This window comes from Planctomycetota bacterium (assembly GCA_021414025.1).
GTDB lineage: Bacteria > Planctomycetota > Phycisphaerae > Phycisphaerales > SM1A02 > SYAC01.
In genome coordinates this window covers 1-24,873 of sequence record JAIOPG010000004.1, presented here as the reverse complement: position 1 = coordinate 24,873, position 24,873 = coordinate 1, and the positions used below count along the sequence as shown (strand labels likewise).

The window sequence follows — 24,873 nt, the reverse complement described above, 5'->3', positions numbered from 1 at the left end:
CACTCGCCATGAATCCCTGGTTTGCCAAGGCGGCGGTTCTTGCCGCCAGCATCGTGCTTGTGGTCATTCGGGCTCCGCATGGCCAGCGCAGCCGCGGCGTGAAGGTCGTGACACATCGCAAGGGCACACAGGAAGTGATCTTGCTCACTCTCGCGTGGCTTGGCTTTTTCGTTCCGCTGATATGGGTGGCATCGCCCGCGTTTGCGTTCGCCGAGTACCCCCTTTCACCGGGGCCGTTCGTCGGTGGAGTCGTGTGTTTCGCAATTGGCCTCTGGCTGTTCCATCGGTCGCATGCTGATCTGGGAACGAACTGGTCGGTCACGCTCCAGGTTCGCGAGCACCATCAACTTATCACCCAGGGCGTCTATCGGCGCATCCGCCACCCGATGTACACGGCGATCTTTCTTTATTCGATCGGCCAGGCGCTGGTCCTGCCGAATTGGATTGCCGGTCCTTCTTACCTGGTCACCTTTGGGATTCTTTTTGCGTTTCGACTCCGCGAAGAGGAACGGATGATGCTCGACGAGTTTGGCGAGCCGTACGCGGCGTACATGGCAAAGACGAAGCGGCTTGTTCCGGGTGTCTGGTGATCGGCCAGAGTGACGATGCGGTCAATTCCCGCGCACTGCTTGCGCGTCATTGCTGATCTCGGACCGCTCGGTTGAGATTGTTGGCACAGATAGAATCTGCGAAATGAAAGTCAAGCTCAACATCAGCAAGCTGCTGAAGGAAGGAAAAATCACCCGCGAGGAGCACGACCGATTCCTGATGCTCGCCCGCCAGGATGGCTGGAAACATGCGTGGGGCGCGGTGACGGTGCTGGGATTGATCGCGATCGCTCTGGGTGCGATCGGCCTGTTCCCGAATTTCTTTGATGCCATCTGGGACATGATCCATTCCGCTTATGTGGCGATGGGACGGCAGGCGTTCCATGTCCTGCTCTTTGTGTTGATTCTTGGCGCGGGCGTCCTGTTGCGAAGCGGATTCCTGGCGGGAATCAGCTGCTTCGTGATCCTGAGTTTTCTGAGCGGAACCATCCTGTACAAGCATGCCAGCTACACGATCGTGATCACAGAACCCGCCATGACCGTGCTGATTTTTGCCCTGCTGGCCATCGCAAGCCTGCTGGTGTCCAAAAAGCTGCCCGTCGACTACGAGCGACTCGCAATCATTTTCTCCCGCACGTGCCTGATCCTGATCAACATCGGGTTCTGGGTGGGCTCGCTCTGGGGCAGCGAATCGCCGGTCGGGAAAATTCCGGCCTGGGGATTTTCGGTCGCCTGGATGGCCGGATTGCTGATCACCCTGGTCTGGGGCGCCAAGGTCGGCCGCCTGTTTGTCGTCAATGCGGCCATCTGTTTCGGAGCCATTCATCTCTACACGCAGTGGTTCGAGAATCTCGGGGCCAAACCGCTTTCATTGCTTGCCGGCGGCCTGGTCGCGGCCGGACTCGCCTATGCGGTTCCGCGCTTCAATCGGTATTTGAAGAATCGGGGCGCGTCCGTTGCAGTCGAAATGTAGTTGTCTGCTCGTTGCATCGAACGACCGCGTGTCGGGCGACGATAAACTCCGGCCATCATGAAATATCTCTTCCCCATTTGCATCGCTGTTGTCGCTTCATTGAGTGCGTGCTCGGGCGGTGACCATGAAGTGCTTTACCACATTCAGGGAAATTGGAAACCCGTCACGGCTGAGTTGGCCGGACAGCCCTTGCCCGAGGCGGTGCTTAAGACAATCAGCTTGAAGTTGGAAAAGGGCAATTACGACGTGCTCGCGGGCGGAAAGCCGGACAAGGGCACCTACACGATCGATCTCTCAACTAATCCCTGGAGCATGAGCGTCACCGGCACGGAGGGGCCGAATGTCGGCAAAACTTTTCCTGCGATCTTCGAATTCAACGGCGGCACGCTTCGCGTCTGCTACGACCTGTCCGGCGCAATGCGGCCGACGGAGTTCAAGAGCCTCAAGGACACGAAGCTTTACCTCGTGACCTACAAGCGCCCGTAGATTTAGGCGAACCAATCCCATGCTTCTAGGTCTGCGAACCGCCATCTATCCGGTCAATGACATCACGAAGGCCAAACTCTGGTACGAGAAGGTGCTCGGAGCCAAGCCATACTTTGACGAGCCCTTCTATGTCGGATTTTCCGTCGGCGGTTTTGAACTGGGTCTGATTCCCGACGGCACGCCGGGCACCAGCGGCCCCAGGCCTTTGTGGGGAGTGCAAAGCGCAGAAGCTGAGCTCACGCGACTTCTCTCGCTCGGTGCGACGGATCTGGAGCCGGTGCTCGATGTCGGCGGAGGCATCAAGGTCGCGGCCGTCAAGGATCCCTTCGGCAATCGGCTGGGCATCATCGAGAATCCGCACTTCAAGGCGTCGGAGGTTCGTTGAATGGCACGATTCGTCGCGTTGTTTCGCGGTATCAATGTCGGAAAGGCCAAGCGCGTGGCCATGGTGGATCTGCGCGAGCTGCTGGAATCGCTCGGCTACAGCGGCGCGCGCACTCTGCTCAACAGCGGCAATGTGGTGTTCGATGGGCCGGCTGGTCCGTCAGCCAAGCACGCTCAACGCATCCAGGCCGCCGTCGCCAAGAAGCTTGGCGTGGACGCGCTGGTGATCGTGAAGACCGACAAGGATGTGGCCGCCATCGTCACTGGCAACAAGCTCGGAGCCATCGCCAAGGATCCGTCGCGTCTGCTGGTGGCCATCACCAACGACGACAAGGTGCTGGCGTCGCTCAAGAGATTCGCCACAACCGAGCGGGGCAGCGACGTGGTTCAAGTCGGCAAGCACGCCGCGTATGCCTGGTGCGCCAACGGGTTGCTGGAGAGCAAAGTCGGCGTCGCGCTGCTAAAGGACCTTTCCCAGACGGGCACCACGCGCAACTGGGCCACGGTCGAGAAGCTTCATGCGATGATGCAATGCGGCGACAAGCCTCGCATCATGCCGCCCAGAAAGTGATCCATGAAGAGCCGATTCGCAATTTCAATGCTGGCATCCCTTGTCTGGGGCGCGCTTTGCACGGTTGCGGTCGGCTGGTATTTCGCGTTCACGGCGAAGGCGGGGTACTCGCCAAAGATCGGCAATGGCATCCTTTATGTGGCCACACGAACGACTTCTCAAATCTGCGATGAATGGGACATAAGGTTCATCGACCGACATCCTGTCTTTCAGGGTGCAGCCATGGCGATCCAGTATCCGGAGAACCGCGGCTACATGCAGCGTCGCTATCGATCGCCGTTTGATCCGACCAGCACGGACCCCAAAGACATTGCCATGTCAAGCAAAATCCCCGAAACAACGATTTCCCTCTGCGGCTGGCCCTGGCTCGCCCTGGAAGCCGAGGAGTCGGTGCCCAATCTTCTGTCGGGTCTTCCGCAAGTCTCGACGATCAAGGGCGGGTTCAGCGTCGCCATTCCATACGGGCATGTCAATCCAACTCGCGCCATCCCTTGGTGGCCGGTGTGGCCGGGATTTCTTGCCGACACCGCGATTTTCGCCGTGCCCATTTTGCCAATCGTCAGCATTGCCTTCTCGCGCTTGACACGGAATAGGCGACTGCGACGCGGCCTCAGTCCCCGCTGCAAGTACCCGATCGGCTCGTCGCCCAATTGCAGCGAGTGCGGGAATAGTCTGGCGGCGAACTGATGGCGAAGCAAGCGACGAACCCAGGCATGAAACGCGGCCGGACATCAAGCACGCCATTGATTGTTGACAACTTCGAGCAGCGGCTCTTCGCATAGAGTTAAGGACCGCACATGAGACACCTCGAACAGCACCGAACGCACCGCATTGGATGGCTTCGCGCCGCGGTGCTCGGCGCTGATGACGGAATCCTTTCGACCGCCAGCTTGATTGTGGGAGTGGCGGCGGCGGACTCCTCACGTAGCACCATTTTGATCGCCGGCATCGCGGGCCTGGTCGCGGGCGCGATGTCGATGGCGGCGGGCGAATATGTTTCCGTCAGCTCCCAGGCCGACACGGAACGCTCCGACCTTGATCGCGAGCGGAAGGAGCTGGCCGCGAACCCCGCCAGCGAGCACGCGGAGCTCGCTGCCATCTATGTTGCCCGCGGGCTCGATGCCGAGCTCGCCGACAAGGTCGCCGCCCAGTTCATGGAGAAGGATGCGCTGAGCGCGCACGCCCGCGACGAGTTGGGTATCACCGACGCGCTCAGTGCGCGGCCCATTCAGGCGGCGCTCGCCTCGGCCGTCACATTTGCATTCGGAGCCGCCCTGCCGCTGGTGGTCGTTCTCGTCGTGCCGTTGCACACGCTGGTCTGGTCGGTCTCGGGAAGCACTCTGCTTTTTCTCGCGCTGCTTGGCTCGCTGGCCGCGCGCGCGGGCGGCTCGCCCGTATTGAAATCCGTTATCCGCGTGACCTTTTGGGGGGCGCTGGCCATGGGGGTCACTGCCGGCGTCGGGGCGATCTTTGGAAGAACCCTGTGAGTGCAGTGGTGTGCCATGGGTTGGATGGGAGCGATCGCACCACTTTCATGAATCAAATGCCTGCATGATCAATTCGACGCTCTGGACCCATGCGATTGCCGTGGTCTTCGCGGCATGCTTGACTTGCGGCTGCCATCAGCCTGCGGACACAAGTGCGCATTCGGCTGCGCCTGAAACCACAACCGCCGAACCCGCTCCCGCGCCGCAATCGTCCAGCGCCGCCTTTCCCACCGATGAATTGCTGGCGACGCTCCGTAGTCATTCCGTTCATCGCCACCATGTGGATTGGCCGAAGGTGGAACCCGACATCCGCGCTCGCGTTGCCCGTGCCGCCACGGACGATGAGAAGGCGGCGGCCATCGTTGGGCTGTTCGCCCAGATGAACGATGTTCATTCGGTCCTGCAGATCCAGGGCCGTTCGCACTTGCATTACGAGGGGCTCGACGAAGATGCGCGGCAAAAGTTGCTGCCGCTGCTTGAGCGAGAGCAGGCTCAATCGGGAAAGGTCGCCGCGTGCCTGCTCGACGGCCGCTTCGGATATGTGCTGGTTCCCACGATGGCGGCGTACACACCCGAACAGATCGAGCACTTCGCCCATGACCTGAGCAGGCGCATCACCGAGATCGCGGATCAAAAGCCGGCGGGCTGGATCGTGGATCTGCGGCTGAACGGTGGCGGCAACTTGTATCCGATGCTGCTGGGGCTTGGCTCGCTGCTCGGCGAGGGCGTGGTCGGCGGAACAATCGATGCGGATGGCCGCGCGGTGCAGCAATGGGTGCTCAAGAGCGACGGTTTGTATTGGCGGGACAGCGGCGAAGATCGCCGATTCGTGGCGATGGATTTGTCGCTCCGGCGGCCTGACGCAACGGCGCCGGTGGTTGTTCTCCTTGGTCCGATGACACGAAGCTCCGGTCAGGCGACGGCGCTCGCCTTCAAGGGCCGGCCGCGCACGCTTCTGCTGGGAGAGCCCACCGCCAAGGGCTACACGACCGTGACCAACCCGATCTCATTCGGCCCCGATGTGACGCTCTCGCTGGCGGTCGGCTACATGGCCGACCGAAACGGAAACGCGTGCGAACTGCTGGTGCTTCCGGAGGAGACCGTGATCGGGGGCGACTCCTTCGACGACCTGAAGGAAGACCGCAAGGTGCGCGAGGCAATCAAGTGGCTTGAGCTGGACTTGAAGAATGGAAAGTGAGCGTCGCGAATACTCTTGCACTGCATCCATAATCCAAAGGATGCGAGCCGACCACACATGACCGCCGATTCGATCACCATCATCCGCGCTGACTTTGCTTCCGAGGAAAGTCGTGCCCTGATTCAGTGCTTGAACGTCGAGTTGAGCGGCACCTATCCCGAACCGGGCGCAACGCATTTCCAGGTGGATCCTGCGGAATTAACCGGCACACGCGGCGCGTTTCTCATTGTCTACAAAGATGGAACTCCAGTCGGCTGCGGCGGGCTTCGGCTCATCGATGCGGAGACTGGGGAATTCAAGCGGATGTACATCGCCCCCCAAGTGCGCGGGACGGGTCTGGGTCGGCGCCTCATCGCCGCCCTTGAAGCTGAAGCGCGAGCGCTGGGCGTGCGGCGGCTCGTTCTGGAGACTGGCGTGCGCCAAGCAGCCGCCCTCGCGCTCTATCGCGGTTGCGGCTTCAACCCGATTCCGCTCTACGGGGAATATTGCCTCTCGCCGGATACAAGCATTTGTCTCGGGAAAGATCTTGATCAACGCGAGCCGTGACGAACCGGCTGCGCCGTAAGATCGCGACCTCGATGAGCCCCCAAGCCGCCGCAATTGAATATCGAATCGCCACCGGGACCGACGCGCTGAGCATCGGCGTGCTGGGGACGCAGGTCTTTCTCGATACCTACGCACCCGACGGCGTACGGCCGGCCCTGGCGCAGGAAGTGGTTGAGCATTTTTCCACCGTGGTGATCGCCGAGCGCCTGGCCCTGCCGACCACCGCATTCATCGTCGCCGAATCCGCGGGGCACTTGATCGGATTCGCCGAGCTCGACCGCGACGCGCCGCAGAAGCTGGCGCCGCCGGGCATCACGGTCGAGTTGCTTCGCCTCTACGTCCAAAAGCAATTCCACGGCAAGGGCGTTGGCAAGGCGCTCCTGGGCCGCTCCGAAACCTGGGCAAGGACGCACGGGGCAAAGTCGCTCTGGCTCACCACCTGGGTGAGCAACGATCGCGCCATCGCCTTTTACAAGCGCGAGGGCTACCAGGATGTCGGGATGAGCATCTACACCTACGACGGCGAGGACTACGAGAACCGGGTGTTTGTCCGCTCACTCTAAAAGGAGGAGCGATTGACTTCCGCGGGGCCGCCGATATCCCGTGCGTTACCATTTGCCCGGGCCGATGGCCCCCAACACCGAGGAGTCGAGATCGCAATGGACGCGCAAGCACTGCTGGACATCCTTTCCTACAAGCGGCAAATTCTCGAGCAATTCCTCACCGTGTCCAGCATCTTCGGCGGATTCGCCGTGACCGGCGTGATCGCGCTGCGCACCGACACCAATCGCGACCGAGTCCACACGCTGGCGTTCGGCGCCATGGCGGTGGCGGCGATTTCATTCATCTTCGCCACGGCGCTTGACGCCATCTGGCTTCCCGTCAGCCACATGGACAAGTACAAGACGGCGAAGGCGACAACCATTCAGACCCTTCTCGACACCGGAGAGGGCGTGGTGTGGTCGGTTCTCATCGGCGCCATCAGCCTTGTGATCGCCATCGGACTGCTGGGCTTTTCACGGTCGCGCAGCATGGGGTTCTTTGTCCTGCTGATTACGCTTTTCGCCATCTCGGCGTACATCCTCCATATCCGCGCTCTCTTCGTATCGCCATGACAAACACTCTTCGCGACGAATACTCCATCTCCACCGACAAGACGCTTCTGGATCCGAAGGCCATCCACGCCTACCTCACGCGCAGCTACTGGTCGCCGGGCATTCCAATCACCACAGTGAAGCGCGGCATCGAGAACTCGATGTGCTTCGGCGTCTACCACAAGGGCGAGCAGGTCGGCTTCTGCCGCGTCATCACCGACAAGGCGACCTTCGCCTACCTCGCGGACGTCTACATCCTTGAGGAGCACCGCGGCAAGGGATTATCCAAGTGGCTGATGGAAGTCGTGCAAGGCCACGAAAACCTCCAGGGGCTGCGCAAATTCCTGTTGGGTACGCGTGATGCTCATAGCCTGTACGAACAGTTTGGTTTCAAGCAGCTGGCGAACCCGATGAACCTGATGGAGATCCGCAACCCCGACGTGTACAAGTCGCAGTGACCTTTGTCATTAATGGATCGGTTTGAACATGAAGCAACCCCTCAACTGGATATTCCGATGATGAACAGGCTTGTCGCTGCAACATGCGCGATATTGTGGCTTTGCACTGGCAGTGCGCAGGCCCAGGCGCCGCTCAGCTTGGCCAAAGTTGCCGAGGCGCTGGAGAAAGACGGCCGCATCACCCTCGACCAGGGCCGGGTCCTGGCGACCAAGTACGACTTCACCTTTGACGGGGAAAACGTCGAAGCCATTGCCTTCCGGCCGACGGCCGAGGGGAAACATCCGGGGCTGCTGCTCATCCCGGGATTCTCCAAGACCGCGCAGGACTACATCCCGCTCTGCCTGCGCTTCGCCAAGGAGGGATTCGCCTGCGTCGCCATCACTCAGCGCGGCTTCGGCAAATCCACCGGCAAGGCAGACTTCGTCGGGCCCAAGACCATCGCTGCGCTGGAGGCGGGGTTTCAGAAGTTCCGCGGCGAGCCCTATGTGGACGGCTCGCGCATGGGAATCTTCGGATACTCGCGCGGCGCCATGGCGGCGTCGCTGATGGCCGTCCGGCTCAAGGCTGACGAGCTGCGCGCCGCAGTGTTCGCGGCCGGCATCTACGATTTCAAGAAGGCCTACGACGAGGTCAAGCTCGCCGGCATCCGCGAGAACATGGAGCAGGAAACCGGCATGGGCGAGGCTGCGGTGAAGGAGCGCTCTTCGGCGGCGATGATGGAGAACCTGCATTGCCCCGTGCTGATTCTGCACGGCGAGAAGGACGAGAACGCCCCCGTCAGCCAGGCCTACCTGCTGCGGGACAGACTGACAGGACTGAAGAAGGAATTCGAACTGAAGACCTTTCCCGACAAGGAGCATGACATCGGCATGCAGAACCTGATCGAAGAGTCGATGAAGTTCTTCAAGAAGCAATGCACAAAAACATCGCAATCGGGTTGATTGGCGACTTCGACGCTTCGGTGCCGGCGCATCAGGCGATTCCGCCAGCGCTGATACGGGCGGCGGACGCTCGGCGCATCGATCTTGAAATCGAATGGGTGCCGACGGAGGAGATCCGCTCCGCCGCGAGAGTTTCGCATTTCGACGGATTGTGGTGCGTGCCCGCGAGCCCCTACCGCAGCATGGATGGTGCATTGATGGCGATTCGCCACGCCCGCGAGAATGCGGTGCCCTTTCTCGGCACCTGCGGCGGATTCCAGCACGCCATTGTCGAGTACGCGCGCAATGTCCTGGGCTGGGCCGACGCGGATCACGCCGAGACGTCACCGGGCGCCACCCGCGCGGTGATCTCGCCGCTCGCCTGCTCGCTGGTGGAAGCCACGGGTTTTGTCCGGCTCTTCCCAGGCTCCCGCATCGCGGCCGCCTACGGCACGGGCGAAATCACGGAGGGATACCGCTGTCGGTACGGCTTGAACCCCGCGTTCCGCGCCGCGCTGCTCGCCGGTCCCCTTCGCGCTTCCGCCGACGACGAGACCGGCGAGGTGCGCGCGGTCGAACTGGATGGCCATCCCTTCTTCGTCGCCACGCTTTTCCAACCCGAACGCGCCGCCCTCATGGGCAACGCCGCGCCGCTGGTCGATGCCTTCGTCGTGGCCTGCGCCGCCAATGCGGTTCGATCGAGGTAGCATTTCCCGGAAGGCCGCGACTCCATGAGCAACGTTCAAATACCCGGACCGGACCATGCGCCTGCGCACATTGGCGTCGGAGTCTATTTTCTGGCCGGCCCCACCGTGGTCTGCCTGGCCGGCATCGGGGGACATTTCGGCGAGAAGCACTTCGACGGCGCGGGCTACTGGGTCGGCTGCTACCTCGCGGGGATCCTGGGCGCCGCCTTATTCGGCTGGCTCTTTGCACGGATGTTTCACAGCTCGCCGCTCTACTGGGCGCTCGGGGCGATCGGCCTGCTCATTGGCGGCCACCTGACCTGGGTTTTATTCGGCGGTAAATTTTCCGACGCGCCCGTCTCCGATTCCGACCATCTGATCATCGCCTTGGCATCCCTGGCCGGCATGCTGCTGGGATTCGCCGCGGCCCGCATGATCATTGCTCGCAAGAGCACGAGCAGGTCGACCTGAGTTCTGTCAGCAGCATCCCATGAGGTCCCGTCGATGAGCCAACCGCAGGTGTTGATTGTCGGCGCAGGACCGACCGGGCTGGTGCTGGCCCTGTGGCTGAAGAAACTTGGGGTGCGCTTCCGGATCATCGACAAGACCGCCGAAGCGGGCACGACCTCTCGCGCCATGGGCGTGCATGCCCGAACGCTGGAGTTCTACCGCCAAATGGGAATCGCCGACGAAGCGATTGCGCGGGGCGTGAAGGTCGCCGGCATCAACCTCTGGGGTCGCGGCCGCAAGGCGATGCGCCTGCGGTTTGGAAACATCGGCGCAGGGTTGAGCCCCTTCCCTTTCATGCTGGATTTCCCGCAGGACCAGCACGAGGCGTTCCTGATCGAAAAATTGGCCGCGATGGGAACGAAGGTGGAGCGACGAACGGAGCTGCTCGGCTTCGAGGAGCAACCCGGCGGCATTCGGGCGACGCTCAAGCGGCCCGACAACTCCGAAGAGATTTGCCAGGTTGCATACCTTGCCGGCTGCGACGGCGCGCGATCGGCGGTTCGGACCGGGCTCGACGTGGGTTTCCCCGGTGGAACTTTCGACGGCCTCTTCTATGTCGCCGACGTGGAGGCGAGCGGCCCGTCGATCGACCATGAAATTCATGTCGATGTCGACGACGGCGACTTCGTGGCCATCTTTCCATTCAAGGACGACAAGCGCGTGCGGCTGATCGGCGCGGTGCGGCAAAAGCCGGGCAGCGAACCCCGCGAGCTGACCTTCGACGACATCCGCGGCACTGCGATCGAGCACATGCGGATCACGGTCAACAAGATGAACTGGTTTTCCACCTACCATGTTCATCACCGCGTCGCTGACCACTTTCGCAAGGGCCGCGCGTTCCTGCTGGGCGACGCGGCGCACATTCACAGCCCGGTCGGCGCCCAGGGCATGAACACCGGCATCGGCGACGCGATCAACCTGTCGTGGAAATTGGCCGCCGTGCTCAATGATGGCGCCGCGGATGCCCTGCTGGACACCTATGAGAGCGAGCGGATCGGCTTCGCACGGCGGCTCGTGGCATCGACCGACCGTATCTTCACGCTGGTCGCCCGTCCCGGATCAATTTCCCAGTTCATCCGCCTGCAAGTCGTTCCGCGCGTCATGCCAAGGCTTCTGCGCTTGCCGCCTGTGCGCCGCCTGTTTTTTCGAACACTGTCGCAGATCGGCATCAAGTACAGAACCAGTCCGCTCAGCACGGGCGCGGCCGGCGGCGTGCATGGCGGAGATCGACTGCCGTGGGTTTCGCTGGATGATGGCGACAACTTCACTCCGCTCACTTCGCTGAAATGGCAGGTGCACGTCTACGGCGAGCCGCGGCGCGAGTTGCCTGAAACCTGCGCCAGGCTGCGAATTCCAATCCATTTTTTCACATGGAGCCCCGGCGCAAAACAGTCCGGCCTGGTGCGCGGCGCACTCTATCTCATTCGGCCCGACGGCTACATCGCGCTGGCGGATGCGGGCGGCGACCCGAACTCGCTGCTGCGATATTTCGCCGATCATGGCGATAGGCTTGGCTCGAGGACCTGACCATGGGCAAGAACCGACTCGAAGCCTTCAGCGATGGCGTGATCGCCATCATCATCACGATTATGGTGCTCGAGCTGCGCCCGCCCGAGGGCACGCACCTCGCGGATCTGCGGCCGCTCGTGCCGAAGTTTCTCGCGTATGTGCTGAGCTACGTCTACCTCGGCATCTACTGGAACAACCATCACCATCTGATGCACGTGGTCGAGCGCGTGGATGGCGCCATCATGTGGGCCAACCTGCATCTGCTCTTCTGGCTGTCCGTAGTGCCGTTCACCACCGCCTGGGTCGGTGAAGCCGCTGCGCACGGCGTCGAGCACACGTCCGCGACACCCGCGATGTTGTACGGTTTCTCGCTCTTGATGGCGGCGATCGGCTACACGATTCTGGTGCGCTGCATCATCGCGGAGCAGTTGCGCCACAGCAGCGGCAAGCAATCGAAGCTGCGCGACCTGCTCGGCAGCGACACCAAGGGCCTCATCTCGATCGCGATCTACGTGACCGGCAGCGCCCTCGCCTACGTCGATCCGCGTCTGGCCTACGTCGCGTTCGGGACGGTGGCGATCATCTGGTTGATTCCAGACAGGAGGATCGCGAATAGAGTTTCGTGACGTCCAAAGTCCAACGTTCGCGGTCCTTTGTCACTCGTCGTCTTGGGAGGTCCAAAGTCCGACGTTCGCGGTCCTTGGTCACTCGTCGTCTTGGGTCCTTGGTCCTAAGGACGTCCGAGGTTCAGAGTCTGGGACAGACTCGGGACCCTTGACGTAGGTCGACGGCGGACCAGGAACTGCGAACCTTGGACCTTGGACGACGGGGACGAGCTAGAGCACAACGTTGACCAAGCTAAAGCTTGGTCCTACGTACCGAGCTTGGTCCCACCCTACCCTACGTAATGCCCCACACTCATCGTCACGACGGCAATAACCATGAGCACGAGCGTGATCTTGTTCGCGGTGGCCATGCTGCCCTGGAGCGCGGCGGCTTGCTGCATGAGCGCGGACTTTTCGGCGCCGGCGGGCATGGGGCCGGCTTGCTGCATGAGGGCGACGGCCTTGCGCGCTTTGCGGCCGATGCCGCTGGCGATGACCGTGGCGAGGATGCCGGCGAGACCGCCCGTGCCGAAGACGCGTCCGCCCATCGAGCCGCTGATGATCGGATCAAAGCCCTGCGTGTAGTGGTGGTAGAGATACAAGCCCGTCAACATCACGAGGCCGGCGATGCTCGTCATCACCATCGAGTAGCCGCGCTTCATGACGTTGCCCATGACCTGACCACCGGCGGCTTGCGCCTCTTTGATCGCGGGCACAAAGAAGAACGTCGTCGACACCGTCGCGCCGACCCAGACAGCCGCGAGCAGAATGTGCAGCACGCGCAGAACCAGAAACATCGTCATCGTTTATCCCCAAGCCAGGTGTGAATGTCGCCGAGGGCCGCGCGCACCGCGTGCGGTCCCGTGGACTGCGGCGTCAACCTGGCCGCAACCGCAGCCTCGGGCGTGACAGCCGCAAAGATCGTCTGATCGAAGTCTCCACTGTATCGCTGCCAGTCGGCCAATGTCATCGACGAGTAATCACGCCCCGCCTCGTAGAGGTCGCGCGCGATCTTGCCCGACACCTCATGTGCCGTGCGGAACGGGATGCCCTTGTGCACGAGGTAGTCGGCCACCTCGGTCGCCAGCAACAGGCCCGAAGCGGCGGTGCGGGTGACGTCGGGGCGCAGCGTGAGGGTGCGCACGACCGTGGCGGTGGTGCGTGTGCAGCCGATCACGGTGTCTTCGGCCTCGAACGCGATGCCTTTGTCTTCTTGCAGATCCTTGTTGTATCCGAGCGGCAGGCCCTTCATGGTCATCAGCCAGCCCGAAAGAAGGCCGCCGACTTTGCCCGACTTGCCGCGCACGAGCTCGAGCGGATCGGGATTCTTCTTCTGCGGCATCAAACTCGATCCGGTCGCCACCGAGTCGTGCAACTCGAAGAAGCCGAACTCTTCGCTCGTCCAGAGAATCACGTCTTCGGCCAGGCGCGAGAGGTGCACCATCGTCATCGAGCAGGCAAAGAGAAACGCGGCAACGAAGTCACGATCACCCGACGTGTCGATGCTGTTCGCGGTGACGCGCGTAAAGCCGAGCGTGTCGGCCAGAAACTTCGTGTCGATGTTGTAAGCCGTGCCGGCGATGGCGCCCGAGCCGAGGGGCATCAGATCGGCTTCGTGCCGCGCGGTGTCGAAGCGCTCGAAATCGCGGCGAAACACCTGCGCGTGCGACAACCACACGTGCGCCACGAGCACCGGCTGCGCGCGGCGCAGATGCGTATACGACGGCATCACGGCCTGCCCTGCCGCGTCGGCTTGTCCCGCGAGCGCGGCCACGAGCCCGGCGAGCGTGCGCTGAATCTCCGGAATACGACGCCGGAGGTAGAGACGAAAATCCACGGACACCTGCTCGTTGCGCGAGCGTCCCGTGTGCAACCGCTTGCCGGTGTCGCCGATGCGCGCGATCAGCTCGCGCTCGACAAACGAGTGCACGTCTTCGTCATCCGCGCGATCGAAGATCGACGCGTCAGCACGCACGGCGGCGCGAATCTCTTCGAGGCCGCGCAACATCGACGTCACGTCGGCCTCGGTGAGCACGCCCGCTTTGCCGAGCGCCTGCGCCCACGCCGCGCTGCCGGTGATGTCATCTTCAACAAGTCGCTTGTCGACCGGCAGCGACTTGCCGTACGCAAACACGTCGGCGTCCGGCGCCGAATCAAAACGTCCCGACCACAAGTTGTTAGTTGCCACGCGTCACGACCTCACACACACCGTTGAAGATTTTCACATCCGCCGGCACACCGCTCTGCTTCGCGTTGTACGCCGCTCGCAGCACGGCCGCGCCGGATGTTGCCTGCGCATCCGCAATCGTCTCGAGGCTCGCCATGAGCTCAACCAGATCCATCTCGATGCCATTGATCTTCACCGGCACACCGCCGCGAAAATCCAGATGCACAAAGATGGGATGCGTGGCCGCATCGGCCTTGATCGCGGCGAGCGGATCGGGCGTCGACGACGGCGCGGCAAACGGAATGCCGCGCTCGCGCGCGTACTCGGCCATGCCCTGCGCATCAAACGTCCAGTCGACGGTCGCGTCGATCACGCGCAGCGTGGGATCGAGTGCCGCGACAGCCGCCGCCAGACGCTCACGATCCTGCGGACCCGTGGCCGCATGCGCCACGGCAGTCGCGCCTTCGATGTGCGCCAACTCCACGAGCGCCTTCGCGATCAGCGGACGACTGAGTGCCGCCACAATCGCAGGCGCATCGCTATCCAGCGCGCCCGACTCGATCGCCGGCAACAGATACTCGCGCGCAAACTCGTCGCGCCGATCGAGCACATGCGCGCGCACGGCGCCACTCGCGAGCGCGCGCGCGCGAATGCCATCCAGCGACTCGTGCTGTCCCAGATCCACAGACACGGTCACCACTTCCGCCTGCTGCTGTTCACGCAGCCACGGAATGGCCACCGACGATGAGGGGCCGCCGGAGTAGGCGAGCACAATGCGATCCATCAGAGTCCTTTCACCATCGCGTTCAACTTCTGTTCCATGACCAGTGCGTTGTCGACCCCGCGGCAAATCAAGAGAATCGTGTCATCGCCGGCGATTGTGCCGGCCACTTCGGCGAGCCGCGTGCGATCGATCAGCACGGCCAGCCCGTTGGCTTGGCCCGGGTCTGTGCGCACGACGATCATCGCGTCGACCCGCTCAAACGAACGCACGAGCGAGGTGACGGCCTTGCGCATCTGCTCGCCCATCACCGCGCCGCTGCGTTCGGCGCCGGGACGCACGTAGGCGCCGTCACCGGCGCGCTTCACGAGCCCCATTTCTTTGAGGTCGCGCGAGAGCGTGGCCTGGGTGACGTCGATGCCCCGGCCGTGCAGGTGCTCGCGGAGTGCCTCTTGCGAGGCCACCGCATCCTTATCTATGAGCTCGAGAATCTGAGATTGCCGCCAGGACTTCATAAGTATTCACCGAATACGCATGATTATACATGGACTGTATACGCCGAGTACCGAAAACACGTACGAATTCGTTGACGACTGTGTATGGAGTCTGTATATTTAATCCTAGCGATGCATAAGTATCCGTCGAAGATTCGTGTCGGGGTGGCTGGAGCCACCGGGTATGCCGGGCAGGAGCTCGTCTCGCTGCTGTCGCGCCATCCAAACGTGGATCTGGTGGCCGGCATGTCGTCGAGCGCCGATTCGGCCGCTCGGCCCCTGCCCCGCCTTGCGCGGGTCTGGAATGGCCAGCTCGAGCCGCTCGACATCGCGAAGCTTTCGACCAACACCGACGTCACGTTTCTGGCGCTGCCCGAAAAGGCCGCGGCCGAAGTGGCGCCGCCGCTCATCGCGGCCGGCGTGCGCGTCATTGATCTCTCTGGCGCGTTCCGCATTCGTGACAACGGCGACCGCGCGCGCTGGTATCCGGCCACGGCAACGTTGCCCGAGGGCACGGCCTACGGACTCGTCGAGCATGACGCGGCCGCGATCGTGAACGCGAAGCTCATCGCGTGCCCAGGTTGCTATCCGACCGCGGCGCTGCTCTCGTTGTTGCCGCTCACCAAGGCCGGCCTCATCGACATCGCGGCCGGCATCATCGTCGACGCGAAGTCGGGCATTTCGGGCGCGGGCCGCACGGCCAACGACCGCACGCACTTTTCGGAGAATCACGGATCGGTCGCCGCCTACGGCGTGCTGGGCCATCGTCATGTGGCCGAGATGCAGCAGGAACTGGCGCTCGCGGCGGGCCTGTCATCGGGCGCGTTGAACGATGAAGTGACGTTTGTGCCGCACCTCGTGCCGCTCGATCGCGGCATTCTCGAGACGATCTACGTGCGCACCAAGCCCGGCGTCACCGCCGAGCAGATTGCCGACGCGATGCAGGCGAGCTACGCAAACGCGCCGTTCGTGCGTCTCACGGGCGATGCGCTGCCTGAGATCAAGCACGTGGCGTACACGAACTTCTGCGATATCGGCTGGAAGTTCGATGCGGCGAGCCGGCGTCTCGTGCTGATTGCCGTGATCGACAACCTCGTGAAGGGCGCGGCGGGTCAGGCGATTCAGAACTTCAACCTGATTCACGACCTCGACGAGCGGACGGCGCTGCTGTGAACGTGCGCGTCATCAAACTCGGCGGCGAATTGATCGAAGCCGCCGCGACCCGCACGCAGACGGTAGCCACGATTGTTCGTGAGACGGCAGCGGCCACGGCCGCCGGGCAAATCGGACTCATCATCGTGCACGGCGGCGGCAAGGCGATTGATGCCGAGCTCGGACGTCGCGGTATCACTCCGAAGAAAGTGGACGGCGTGCGCATCACGGATGCCGACACGCTCGATGCGGTGGTCGCAGTGATTGCGGGTACGACCAACACGGACCTCGTCGCGTCGCTCGTGGGCGCCGGCGTGAAGGCCGTGGGGCTCACGGGCGTGGATGCCGGATGTGGTCGCGCGAGTCGCGTGGCGCCGATGACATCCACCTCGGGAAGCGTGGTGGATCTCGGCCTGGTCGGTGATCCGACCGAGGCGGATCCGGCGCTCTTTCGCACGTTGATCGCCGGCGGGTTTGTGCCCGTGGTGGCCTGTCTCGGCGTGGATCACGCGGGCCAGGTGCTCAACGTGAACGCCGACGTGATCGCGTGCCGCATTGCAGCAGCGGTGGGTGCGAGCGAACTGCTCATCGCCGGCACGACGGCCGGCGTATTCGACGCGACCGGCGCAACGATCGCCACGCTCGACGCGGCGGGCATGGCCGCGATGATCGCGAGCGGCACGGCCAACGCGGGCATGGTGGCCAAGCTCAACGCCTGCCGCACGGCGCTCGATGCCGGCGTGGGCGTTGTGAAGATTGTGGACGGTAGAGATTTGACGACAGGAACGACACTGCGATGACGACACATACGGCGAGTGAGGTACAAGGCCTCGAAGCGGAACACATCCTCCAGGTCTACAAGCGCGCGAACGTCGTGTTCGAGCGCGGCGAAGGTGTGCGCCTGATCGATTCGAACGGCCGCTCGTATCTCGACTTCATCTCGGGTGTCGGCGTCTGCTCGCTCGGTCACGGCCACGCGAAGCTCGCGGCGGCCATTGCCGATCAGGCGAAGACGCTGCTGCACACGTCGAACCTGTTCTATCACCCGCTGCAGGGCGAATTGGCCACGCGCCTCTCGACGCTCACGGGTCTCGATCGCGCGTTCTTCTGCAACAGCGGCGCCGAGGCGATCGAAGCGTGCTTGAAGTTCTCGCGCCGGTTCTGGCAGGGCTCGCGCACGAAGTACGTCGCGTTCACGCACTCGTTTCATGGCCGCACGATGGGTGCGCTCTCGGTGACGTGGGATGACCACTATCGCGCGCCGTTCGCGCCGCTCATCCCCAACGTCGTGTTTGTCGACGCGCAGGATCCGGCCGCGCTGGCCGCCGCCGTGGATGACACGACGGCCGCAGTGATCGTGGAGCCGATTCAGGGTGAAGGCGGCGTGCGCCCGATCTCGGCCGCGATGGCGGCTGCGATCAACGCGGCGTGCGCGCGCACGGGCGCGCTGCTCATCGCCGACGAAATTCAGTGCGGCTCGGGTCGCACGGGCACGTTCACGTATAGCGCCACGCTCGGCCTCAAGCCCGACCTCATGGCGCTGGCCAAGGCGATGGGCGCCGGTGTGCCGATCGGCGCGGCGATGTTCTCGAACAAGGTCGCGGCCGCCGCCGCACCAGGCGATCACGGCAGCACCTATGGCGGCAACCTGCTCGCGTGCCGCGCGGCGCTGCTCTTTCTCGACGAACTCGGCACACCCGGCAGCGGCGGCGTGCTCGACAACGTCCGTCGCGTGTCGGCGCACTTCGACACAGCGCTCGCGGCCCTTCAGGCGCGCACACCGCGCATCGTCGCGCTGCGCGGCGCCGGCGTGATTCGCGGCATCGACATCGGCGAAGACGCGGGATGGGTGGTGCCCGCGGCTCTCGAGCGCGGACTGCTCGTGAACCGCACGTCGACGTCAGTGATTCGTCTGCTGCCGCCGTTCGTGATTACCGAAGCGCATATCGATGAAGCCCTGAGCATTCTGGGTGACGTTCTACAGGAGAAGCAGTAGCCATGACCGATTTGGTGATTCGCACGGCCACCGAGCACGACGCAGAAGCGATGTTTGCCCTGATCAACGCACATTTGTCCGAAGGACATCTGTTGCCGCGTGAGATCAACGAGCTGCGTCGTCACGCCGACCGCTTTCTGGTGGCATGCCTGCCGTCGGCCGAAGGCGCGTCGCACAGCCACGACATCGTGGCCTGCGCCGAACTGGCGCCGCTCTCGGCGCGCGTGGCTGAGGTGCGTTCGCTCGTCGTGAGCCGCGATGTGCGCGGCGTCGGCCTGGCGTCGCGCATGGTCAGTGAAATTCAGAGCACGGCCAAGTCGCGCGGCTTCGAGACCCTGTGCGCGTTCACGCATGACGCGCGGTTCTTCGTGCGCCAGAACTTCTCGATCGTGCCGCACACGTGGCTGCCCGAGAAGATCTCGACCGATTGCCTCAACTGCCCGCTGTTCAGAAAGTGCGAACAGCACGCGATGATGCTGCCGTTGATCGACGTGCCGCGCTACGCGAAGGTCGCCTAGGTCATGGCAACTACGCGCACGTTTGATCCCACTGGCGGCGTCACGTCTCCGCGCGGCTTTCGCGCGCGCGGCGTGCGGGCCGGTATCAAGAAGAACGGCAACCCAGACGTCGCCATCGTCGAAGCGGCATCCGCCGTGCCGGCGGCTGGCGTGTTCACCACGAACAAGGCGCAGGCCGCGCCGGTGCTCGTGTCGATCGACCACCTGAAGACCACGGGCGGCCGCGCGCGCGCCGTTGTGGTGAATGCGGGCTGCGCCAACGCGTGCACCGGCACGCAAGGCATGCATGACGCCATCGAGATGACCACGCTGACGGCGGCCACGCTCGGGTGCACACCCGCGGAAGTGCTCGTCACGTCCACCGGCGTGATCGGCGTGAACCTGCCGATGGACAAAGTGCGCACCGGCATCGCGCAGGCGGCCGCGGGCCTCTCCATCGACGGCGCCGAAAGCGCCACGCACGCGATCATGACGACGGATCCGTTTCCGAAGTCGTGTGCGGTCAGCACGAAGGGCTTCACCGTCGGCGGCATGTGCAAGGGCTCGGGCATGATCGAACCGCGCATGGCCACCATGCTCGGCTTCATCACCACCGACGTGAAGATCTCGCCCGCCGTGCTGCATGCCGCGCTCGTCAAGGTGACCGACGCCACGTTCAATGCGATCACCGTCGACGGCGAATGCTCGACCAACGACTGCGTGTTCATCATGGCGTCGGGCGACAGCGGCATCGAAATCACGAGCGCGGATGACGACGACTTCATTGGCGCGCTCACGGATGTGTGCGGATTTCTCGCGCGCGAGATCGTGCGCGGCGGCGAAGGCGCGACCAAGCTCGTCACCGTCAACGTCACCGGCGCGGCGTCGCACAACGACGCGTGGCTGGCGGCGCGCACGATCTGCAACTCCCCATTGGTGAAGACGGCCATTCACGGCGGCGATCCCAACTGGGGCCGGCTCGTCGCGGCGGCCGGTCGTTCGGGCGCGGCGTTCGACATCAACACGACGTCGGTGTCGATCGGTCCGGTGCAGCTCTTCGTCACCGGTGTGCCGCACGACGACCTTGCGCCGAAGGCGGCGGACGAACTGCTGCAGAAAGAGATCGCCATCACGGTGGATCTCGGATTGGGCGCGCACGCGGCCACGATGTGGACCTGCGACTTCAGCGCGGAATACGTGAAGATCAACGCGGAGTACCGCACGTGAGCACACAAGTGGCTGTCGGCCTTCGCACGAAGGACTTTCTGTCGGTACTCGATCTCTCGCACGAGGAACTCGACGACACGCTCGCGCTTGCTGCACAGCTCAAGGCCGAACGCCTGCTGGGGCGTCGCTCGCTGACGCCGCTCGCGGGCAAGCACGTGGCGCTGCTCTTCGACAAGCCGTCGCTCCGCACGAAGAGCACGTTCACGATTGCCGTGCGTGAGCTCGGCGGCGACGTGATCGATCCGGCGGCCGAGGTGGCCCTCGGCAGCCGCGAGTCGGTAACCGACGTGGCGAAGAACCTCGAGCGCTGGGTGGCGGGCGTCGTGGTCCGCACGTTTGCGCAGGCGCGACTGGTGGAGTTTGCCGGCGCGGCCCCGAAGCTGCGCGTCGTCAACGCGCTGACCGACGAAGAGCATCCGTGTCAGGCAATCGCCGACATGCTCACACTGCGCGAGCATCTGGGCGATCTGCGTGGACGCACGATCACGTTTGTCGGTGACGGCAACAACGTGGCGGTGTCGCTCGCACACGCGGCCGTCATGCTCGGCATGCATATTCGCGTGGCGTCGCCTAAGGGCTACGAGATGCCGGCGTCAGCGATGGCCGACTGCGCGCGCGTCGCTCGTTGGGGCGGCACGGTGACCACGACAAACGATCCGATGGCCGGCGTCACGGGCGCCGACGCGATCTACACCGACGTGTGGGCGTCGATGGGACAAGAGTCGCAGGCGGATGCGCGCGAGACCATCTTCGCGGCGTTCCAGGTGAACGAGACGCTGATGGATGCCGCCGGTCCCGATGCGCTCTTCATGCACTGTCTGCCCGCGCATCGCGGACACGAAGTGACCGACGGCGTGATGGACTGCGCGCAGTCGGTGGTCTTCGATCAGTCAGAAAATCGCCTGCACGCGCAGAAGGCGCTGCTGGCCAAGCTGTTCGCGTAGGCGTCGGCGCGGCTCAATCCGCGTCGTGCATCGGGATGTAGACCCGAAACGTCGAGCCCTCGCCGGGCCGGCTCTCCACCGCAATGGCGCCGTTCATCTGATGGACGGCGCCGTACACCATCGACAATCCCAGCCCGGTGCCGCGACCGACATCTTTCGTCGTGAAGAACGGCTCGAACATGCGCGCCTGCGTGGCGGTGTCCATCCCGCTCCCCGTATCACTCACCTCGAGCAGCGCGTGCACGCCCTCGCGACCGGTCAGGGTCTCGGCATCGGCCCCGCTGAGCTTCACCGCCTTCACGCGAATGGTCAGGCGCCCGCCGTTCGTCATCGCATCGCGCGCGTTGACCGCGAGATTCATCACGATCTGCTCGAGCAGTGACGGGTCGGCCATCACGGCCGGCACGGGCGGTTCGATCGCTTCGATGATCTCGATGTGCTCGCCGAGCAACCGCGACAGCATCGGCATGATCGATCCAATCGCGTCGGGCAGATGCACCACGCGCGGACGCAGCACCTGCTGACGACTGAACGCCAGCAATTGTCGCGTCAGGGCCGCCGCTCGATCACCTGCGCGCCAGATCTCGCCCACGGCCGCGCGATGTTCGGGCGCCACCACTTCGTCGAGGCTGGCCGCATAGCCGATGATGACCGTCAGCATGTTGTTGAAGTCGTGGGCCACACCACCGGCGAGACGGCCGATGGCTTCGAGCTTCTGCGCCTGCCGCAGTCGATCTTCGAGCGTGCGCTGCTGGCTCACATCGCGCATGACGATGACGAAGCCTCCCGAAGCGCGGCCGCGATCCTGCAAGGGACGAATGACGAGACTGGCCGTGAAACGCGTGTCGTCCCGACGACGGCCGGTCGTCTCGCTGATCATGGGCTCGCCGCGACCGGCGCGCTCCAGTTCATCGATCAGCCATGGCGCCATGTCATCGAAGAGGAAGTTGATGGGACGGCCGATCGCTTCGGCGGGCTCGTAGGCAAACACCTGCGCGGCGCCGACATTCCAGCTGGTCACCACGCCCTGCCCGTCGACCGTGACGACGGCGTAGTCTTTGAGGCTTTCGAGAATCAGATCGAGTCGCGCCTCGGCTTCGCGCTGCTCGCGGGCGCGCTCGTCGGCCAGTCGCTGCGCATGATCGAGAATTTCGGCAGCGTGCCGGCACAGGCGCTGCAGCATCGCGACGTCGTCGTTGAGAAAGAGCGAGCGACGTCGCTGCAGAATCAGCAACGTGCCCCAGACAACGGATTCGCCGAGAATCGGCACCGCCAGAAATCGCTCCGCCTTGATCCCGACGTTACGCAGTTCGGGTTCGAGGTCGGCCGCGTCGCCGTTGAGCACCGTTCGATCAGCGAGCACCCGCCCGAGCGCGCCGGTGAGCGACGTGACGTTGATGCCAATGAGCGACGGGCGCGATGCGCCAACCACCGCGAGCGGCCCCCTGCCGATCAGCACCATGGTCGCGGCGGTGGCGGTGCTGCGGCTGGCGGCTTCCGCCAGATCGGCCGCGACAAGCGTTCCGCGATCGCTAGGGGCACGTTCAGCCGTCTGTCGAAGAAAGCGATACTCCTCCCCGCGCTGCAACATGCGCCGCACGAAACGCGGCGGCACGAGGCCGAGGTAATACGTGACGAGCATCACGATCGCGAGATCGCGCACGAGCCACAGAAAACGCGCGAAAATGCCGTACGAGGCGTCGTTGGAGGCAAGCACCTGCAACGCAAACGTGAGGGCCAGCAACGCGGCGCCCACGGCCGCGACGTTGAGTCGCCAGGCGCTCAGCCCTCGGTGTTGACGGGCGGTAGCGGCAAGGGCGAGCGCGGCCAACACCTGCGCCAGCGCGACATACAGACCGGTGGCGACGCGAATACTGAACGACTTCGGGCTGGGCGTGGTCGCGACGTAGATGACAATTCCGGCCGTGCCCACCACCAGCAGCCACTCCCAACTGCGGGGGATGTCGCGAAAATGCCGAATCACCCGCAGCAACGCGTACGGGTGCGCCAGAAAGGCCACGGTCGCGATGATCTTGACGTAGAAACTGACCGGGCCGCCGATCACCGACGAGGCGATCGAGAGCAGCATGATCAGCAGCACGGCGGTGAGACCGAGCCATGCGTCGGCTCGGTCCCAATCGCGATCTACATGAGCTGGTCGGGTCACGAACGAATACTACTGTGTGACACCGCCCAGGTGTTATTTGGTCGTGCGGTTCATGTCGAGAATGATCGACCGACACAACTTGTCGCAGTCACCGGCCCACAAACACCCGCAGGTCGAGGCCGCGTTGCAGTCGCCTTCGAGACACGGCGACATGAGCCCACATTCGCAGAGTCCCAATCCGCGGCAGTTGCAGTCAAACTGCGCCGCGCCCAGTGAGACGGCCGCGCGGGCCTTCTCGCTGACCTTGACCCACGTGGCCGCAAACGACCGCGTTGGCTCGACACCGGCGGCGATACGCGTCACGCGCGCGCGCTGCGCGTCGTTGGTGAAGAGGCGCGCGATGTCATCGCACACTTCCGGCTTCGGCATCTCCTTGCGGAACGAATCCGGCGTCGCCAGGGCCATCAGCTTGACGACATAGGCGCGCTGCGGTTCGGTCAGCGTCTCGGTCTGCAACACGCTTTGCAGCTGCACGTGCCAAAGGCGACTCTGCTCGGTGATCGGCAGTTCCGCGAAGATCTGCTGACGGTACTCAGCCGGGAATGCCGCCAGTCCCTCCAGCGTCGTCGGGAGCGAGCCGACATGCGAGCGGGCCCACGCGCCGGCCCGCTGGGTCGACGTTCGGTGATCGAGGTTCACCGCGCCAACGCCAAGCAATCCCAACACACACACCGCAACAATGCCGCGGCCGCGCCGCGACGAAATCAGCGTCCACACCTTACGCATACAAACCTCCTGCAATCAGATAGACGAACCCGGGGTGCCCACGAAAAGGTTAGTACTGACGGCGATGCTTGTGCAATCGCGAAAATGCCGTATCCTTCTGCCCTTCGGAGGCACAGGATGTTCCAGACACTGCGCTCGGCGATCGCCGGGTTCGCGTTACTCACCGCGTTGGCTCTGCCGGCGTCGAGCGTGCGACTCGACGGCCAGGCGCCCAGCGGCATCGTGGCCATTCGCAACGCCACGTTGATCACCGTCACCAAAGGCACGATCCCCGCAGGAACCATCGTGCTCCAGAACGGCAAGATCACCGCCATCGGCGCCACCGTCACCATTCCCGCCGGCGCCGAGATCATCGACGGCACCGGCAAGTTCGTGTCTCCCGGCATCATCGACGCGCATTCGCACATCGCGAACGACGACATCAACGAAGGCGGCACCTCGGTGAGTTCGATGACGGGCATGGAAGACGTCATCAATCCCAACGACATCAACATCTATCGCGATCTGGCCGGCGGCACGACCACGGCCAATATCCTGCACGGCAGCGCCAATTCGATCGGCGGTAAGAATGCCGTGATCAAACTGCGCTGGGGCAAGAAGCGGCCCGAAGAGATTCTCTTCGCCGGCGCGATGCCCGGCATCAAGTTCGCGCTCGGTGAGAACGTCACGCAGAAGCGTGGACAAGCGCCCACCGGCCCCGAACGCTGTCCCTCCCCGCGCCAGGGCGTGGACTACGTGCTGCGCGACGCCTTCACGCGCGCGACGGTGTACCAGAAATCCTGGGCCGACTACGCTGCGGCGAAAGC

At 63.7% G+C, this 24,873-nt stretch carries 30 protein-coding genes; 24 read left to right on the top strand and 6 right to left on the bottom strand.

The window, feature by feature from the left end; all coding sequences use genetic code 11:
* Positions 1 to 8 precede the first annotated feature (8 nt).
* The 17 genes from K8R92_04625 (at position 9) to K8R92_04545 (ending at position 11,997) form a co-directional block, all read left to right on the top strand.
* Complete coding sequence (locus K8R92_04625) at positions 9 to 590, top strand: isoprenylcysteine carboxylmethyltransferase family protein (protein ID MCE9619174.1); 582 nt, start codon at positions 9 to 11, stop codon at positions 588 to 590.
* A gap of 103 nt (positions 591 to 693) precedes the next feature.
* The gene (locus K8R92_04620; GenBank protein MCE9619173.1) at positions 694 to 1,521 is read left to right on the top strand and encodes a hypothetical protein; all 828 of its coding nucleotides are present in this window, start codon (positions 694 to 696) and stop codon (positions 1,519 to 1,521) included.
* A gap of 57 nt (positions 1,522 to 1,578) precedes the next feature.
* Entirely contained in the window at positions 1,579 to 2,007 is a 429-nt protein-coding gene (locus K8R92_04615) for a TIGR03067 domain-containing protein (GenBank protein ID MCE9619172.1), read from the top strand.
* 19 nt (positions 2,008 to 2,026) lie between these two features.
* Complete coding sequence (locus K8R92_04610) at positions 2,027 to 2,392, top strand: VOC family protein (GenBank protein ID MCE9619171.1); 366 nt, start codon at positions 2,027 to 2,029, stop codon at positions 2,390 to 2,392.
* Positions 2,393 to 2,962, top strand: coding sequence for a DUF1697 domain-containing protein (locus K8R92_04605; protein ID MCE9619170.1), 570 nt, complete (start codon positions 2,393 to 2,395; stop codon positions 2,960 to 2,962).
* Positions 2,963 to 2,965: 3 nt separating this feature from the next.
* On the top strand, positions 2,966 to 3,649 hold the full coding sequence (locus K8R92_04600; protein MCE9619169.1) for a hypothetical protein: 684 nt from the start codon (positions 2,966 to 2,968) through the stop codon (positions 3,647 to 3,649).
* Between the two features lie 110 nt (positions 3,650 to 3,759).
* A complete protein-coding gene (locus tag K8R92_04595) occupies positions 3,760 to 4,449 on the top strand; it encodes a VIT family protein (GenBank protein ID MCE9619168.1) in 690 nt (229 codons plus the stop codon).
* Positions 4,450 to 4,513: 64 nt separating this feature from the next.
* Positions 4,514 to 5,647: a hypothetical protein gene (locus K8R92_04590; protein ID MCE9619167.1), complete on the top strand. Its 1,134-nt coding sequence runs from the start codon at positions 4,514 to 4,516 to the stop codon at positions 5,645 to 5,647.
* Positions 5,648 to 5,704: 57 nt separating this feature from the next.
* The gene (locus tag K8R92_04585; GenBank protein MCE9619166.1) at positions 5,705 to 6,193 is read left to right on the top strand and encodes a GNAT family N-acetyltransferase; all 489 of its coding nucleotides are present in this window, start codon (positions 5,705 to 5,707) and stop codon (positions 6,191 to 6,193) included.
* Positions 6,194 to 6,225: 32 nt separating this feature from the next.
* The gene (locus tag K8R92_04580; GenBank protein MCE9619165.1) at positions 6,226 to 6,756 is read left to right on the top strand and encodes a GNAT family N-acetyltransferase; all 531 of its coding nucleotides are present in this window, start codon (positions 6,226 to 6,228) and stop codon (positions 6,754 to 6,756) included.
* A 96-nt stretch (positions 6,757 to 6,852) separates the two neighbouring features.
* Positions 6,853 to 7,308 carry a hypothetical protein gene (locus tag K8R92_04575; GenBank protein ID MCE9619164.1) on the top strand — a complete coding sequence of 152 codons (456 nt, stop codon included), beginning with the start codon at positions 6,853 to 6,855 and terminating at the stop codon, positions 7,306 to 7,308.
* Complete coding sequence (locus tag K8R92_04570; GenBank protein MCE9619163.1) at positions 7,305 to 7,745, top strand: GNAT family N-acetyltransferase; 441 nt, start codon at positions 7,305 to 7,307, stop codon at positions 7,743 to 7,745. Before K8R92_04575 ends, K8R92_04570 begins: the two co-directional genes overlap by 4 nt.
* A 138-nt stretch (positions 7,746 to 7,883) precedes the next feature.
* Positions 7,884 to 8,687, top strand: coding sequence for a prolyl oligopeptidase family serine peptidase (locus K8R92_04565; protein MCE9619162.1), 804 nt, complete (start codon positions 7,884 to 7,886; stop codon positions 8,685 to 8,687).
* Positions 8,660 to 9,373 carry a CTP synthase gene (locus K8R92_04560; GenBank protein ID MCE9619161.1) on the top strand — a complete coding sequence of 238 codons (714 nt, stop codon included), beginning with the start codon at positions 8,660 to 8,662 and terminating at the stop codon, positions 9,371 to 9,373. The genes K8R92_04565 and K8R92_04560 overlap by 28 nt, the downstream gene beginning before the upstream one ends.
* Before the next feature lie 24 nt (positions 9,374 to 9,397).
* Positions 9,398 to 9,823, top strand: coding sequence for a hypothetical protein (locus tag K8R92_04555; GenBank protein MCE9619160.1), 426 nt, complete (start codon positions 9,398 to 9,400; stop codon positions 9,821 to 9,823).
* 33 nt (positions 9,824 to 9,856) lie between these two features.
* On the top strand, positions 9,857 to 11,389 hold the full coding sequence (locus tag K8R92_04550) for an FAD-dependent monooxygenase (GenBank protein ID MCE9619159.1): 1,533 nt from the start codon (positions 9,857 to 9,859) through the stop codon (positions 11,387 to 11,389).
* A gap of 2 nt (positions 11,390 to 11,391) precedes the next feature.
* A complete protein-coding gene (locus tag K8R92_04545) occupies positions 11,392 to 11,997 on the top strand; it encodes a TMEM175 family protein (protein MCE9619158.1) in 606 nt (201 codons plus the stop codon).
* Positions 11,998 to 12,266: 269 nt separating this feature from the next.
* Here K8R92_04545 and K8R92_04540 read toward each other — a convergent pair whose 3' ends face one another.
* From K8R92_04540 to K8R92_04525, 4 genes are read right to left on the bottom strand one after another with little or no spacing between them, the layout of a single operon-like run.
* The gene (locus K8R92_04540) at positions 12,267 to 12,779 is read right to left on the bottom strand and encodes a hypothetical protein (protein ID MCE9619157.1); all 513 of its coding nucleotides are present in this window, start codon (positions 12,777 to 12,779) and stop codon (positions 12,267 to 12,269) included.
* Positions 12,776 to 14,164 carry an argininosuccinate lyase gene (gene argH / locus K8R92_04535; protein MCE9619156.1) on the bottom strand — a complete coding sequence of 463 codons (1,389 nt, stop codon included), beginning with the start codon at positions 14,162 to 14,164 and terminating at the stop codon, positions 12,776 to 12,778. Before argH ends, K8R92_04540 begins: the two co-directional genes overlap by 4 nt.
* A complete protein-coding gene (locus K8R92_04530) occupies positions 14,154 to 14,927 on the bottom strand; it encodes an argininosuccinate synthase (GenBank protein MCE9619155.1) in 774 nt (257 codons plus the stop codon). Before K8R92_04530 ends, argH begins: the two co-directional genes overlap by 11 nt.
* Positions 14,927 to 15,379, bottom strand: coding sequence for an arginine repressor (locus tag K8R92_04525; protein MCE9619154.1), 453 nt, complete (start codon positions 15,377 to 15,379; stop codon positions 14,927 to 14,929). The genes K8R92_04530 and K8R92_04525 overlap by 1 nt, the downstream gene beginning before the upstream one ends.
* Before the next feature lie 111 nt (positions 15,380 to 15,490).
* Here K8R92_04525 and argC point away from each other — a divergent pair, with 111 nt between their 5' ends.
* From argC to argF, 6 genes are read left to right on the top strand one after another with little or no spacing between them, the layout of a single operon-like run.
* Positions 15,491 to 16,531 carry an N-acetyl-gamma-glutamyl-phosphate reductase gene (gene argC, locus K8R92_04520; protein MCE9619153.1) on the top strand — a complete coding sequence of 347 codons (1,041 nt, stop codon included), beginning with the start codon at positions 15,491 to 15,493 and terminating at the stop codon, positions 16,529 to 16,531.
* 2 nt (positions 16,532 to 16,533) lie between these two features.
* A complete protein-coding gene (gene argB, locus K8R92_04515; protein ID MCE9619152.1) occupies positions 16,534 to 17,310 on the top strand; it encodes an acetylglutamate kinase in 777 nt (258 codons plus the stop codon).
* Positions 17,307 to 18,506, top strand: coding sequence for an acetylornithine/succinylornithine family transaminase (locus K8R92_04510; GenBank protein ID MCE9619151.1), 1,200 nt, complete (start codon positions 17,307 to 17,309; stop codon positions 18,504 to 18,506). The genes argB and K8R92_04510 overlap by 4 nt, the downstream gene beginning before the upstream one ends.
* A 2-nt stretch (positions 18,507 to 18,508) precedes the next feature.
* The gene (locus tag K8R92_04505; GenBank protein MCE9619150.1) at positions 18,509 to 19,024 is read left to right on the top strand and encodes a GNAT family N-acetyltransferase; all 516 of its coding nucleotides are present in this window, start codon (positions 18,509 to 18,511) and stop codon (positions 19,022 to 19,024) included.
* Between the two features lie 3 nt (positions 19,025 to 19,027).
* Entirely contained in the window at positions 19,028 to 20,230 is a 1,203-nt protein-coding gene (argJ, locus tag K8R92_04500) for a bifunctional glutamate N-acetyltransferase/amino-acid acetyltransferase ArgJ (GenBank protein MCE9619149.1), read from the top strand.
* Positions 20,231 to 20,238: 8 nt separating this feature from the next.
* On the top strand, positions 20,239 to 21,174 hold the full coding sequence (argF, locus tag K8R92_04495) for an ornithine carbamoyltransferase (GenBank protein ID MCE9619148.1): 936 nt from the start codon (positions 20,239 to 20,241) through the stop codon (positions 21,172 to 21,174).
* Between the two features lie 13 nt (positions 21,175 to 21,187).
* Here argF and K8R92_04490 read toward each other — a convergent pair whose 3' ends face one another.
* The gene (locus K8R92_04490) at positions 21,188 to 23,341 is read right to left on the bottom strand and encodes a PAS domain S-box protein (protein ID MCE9619147.1); all 2,154 of its coding nucleotides are present in this window, start codon (positions 23,339 to 23,341) and stop codon (positions 21,188 to 21,190) included.
* Positions 23,342 to 23,374: 33 nt separating this feature from the next.
* Entirely contained in the window at positions 23,375 to 24,067 is a 693-nt protein-coding gene (locus K8R92_04485; GenBank protein MCE9619146.1) for a bacteriocin fulvocin C-related protein, read from the bottom strand.
* A gap of 117 nt (positions 24,068 to 24,184) precedes the next feature.
* Here K8R92_04485 and K8R92_04480 point away from each other — a divergent pair.
* The coding region (locus K8R92_04480) for an amidohydrolase (GenBank protein ID MCE9619145.1) at positions 24,185 to 24,873 on the top strand (689 nt) is incomplete at its 3' end.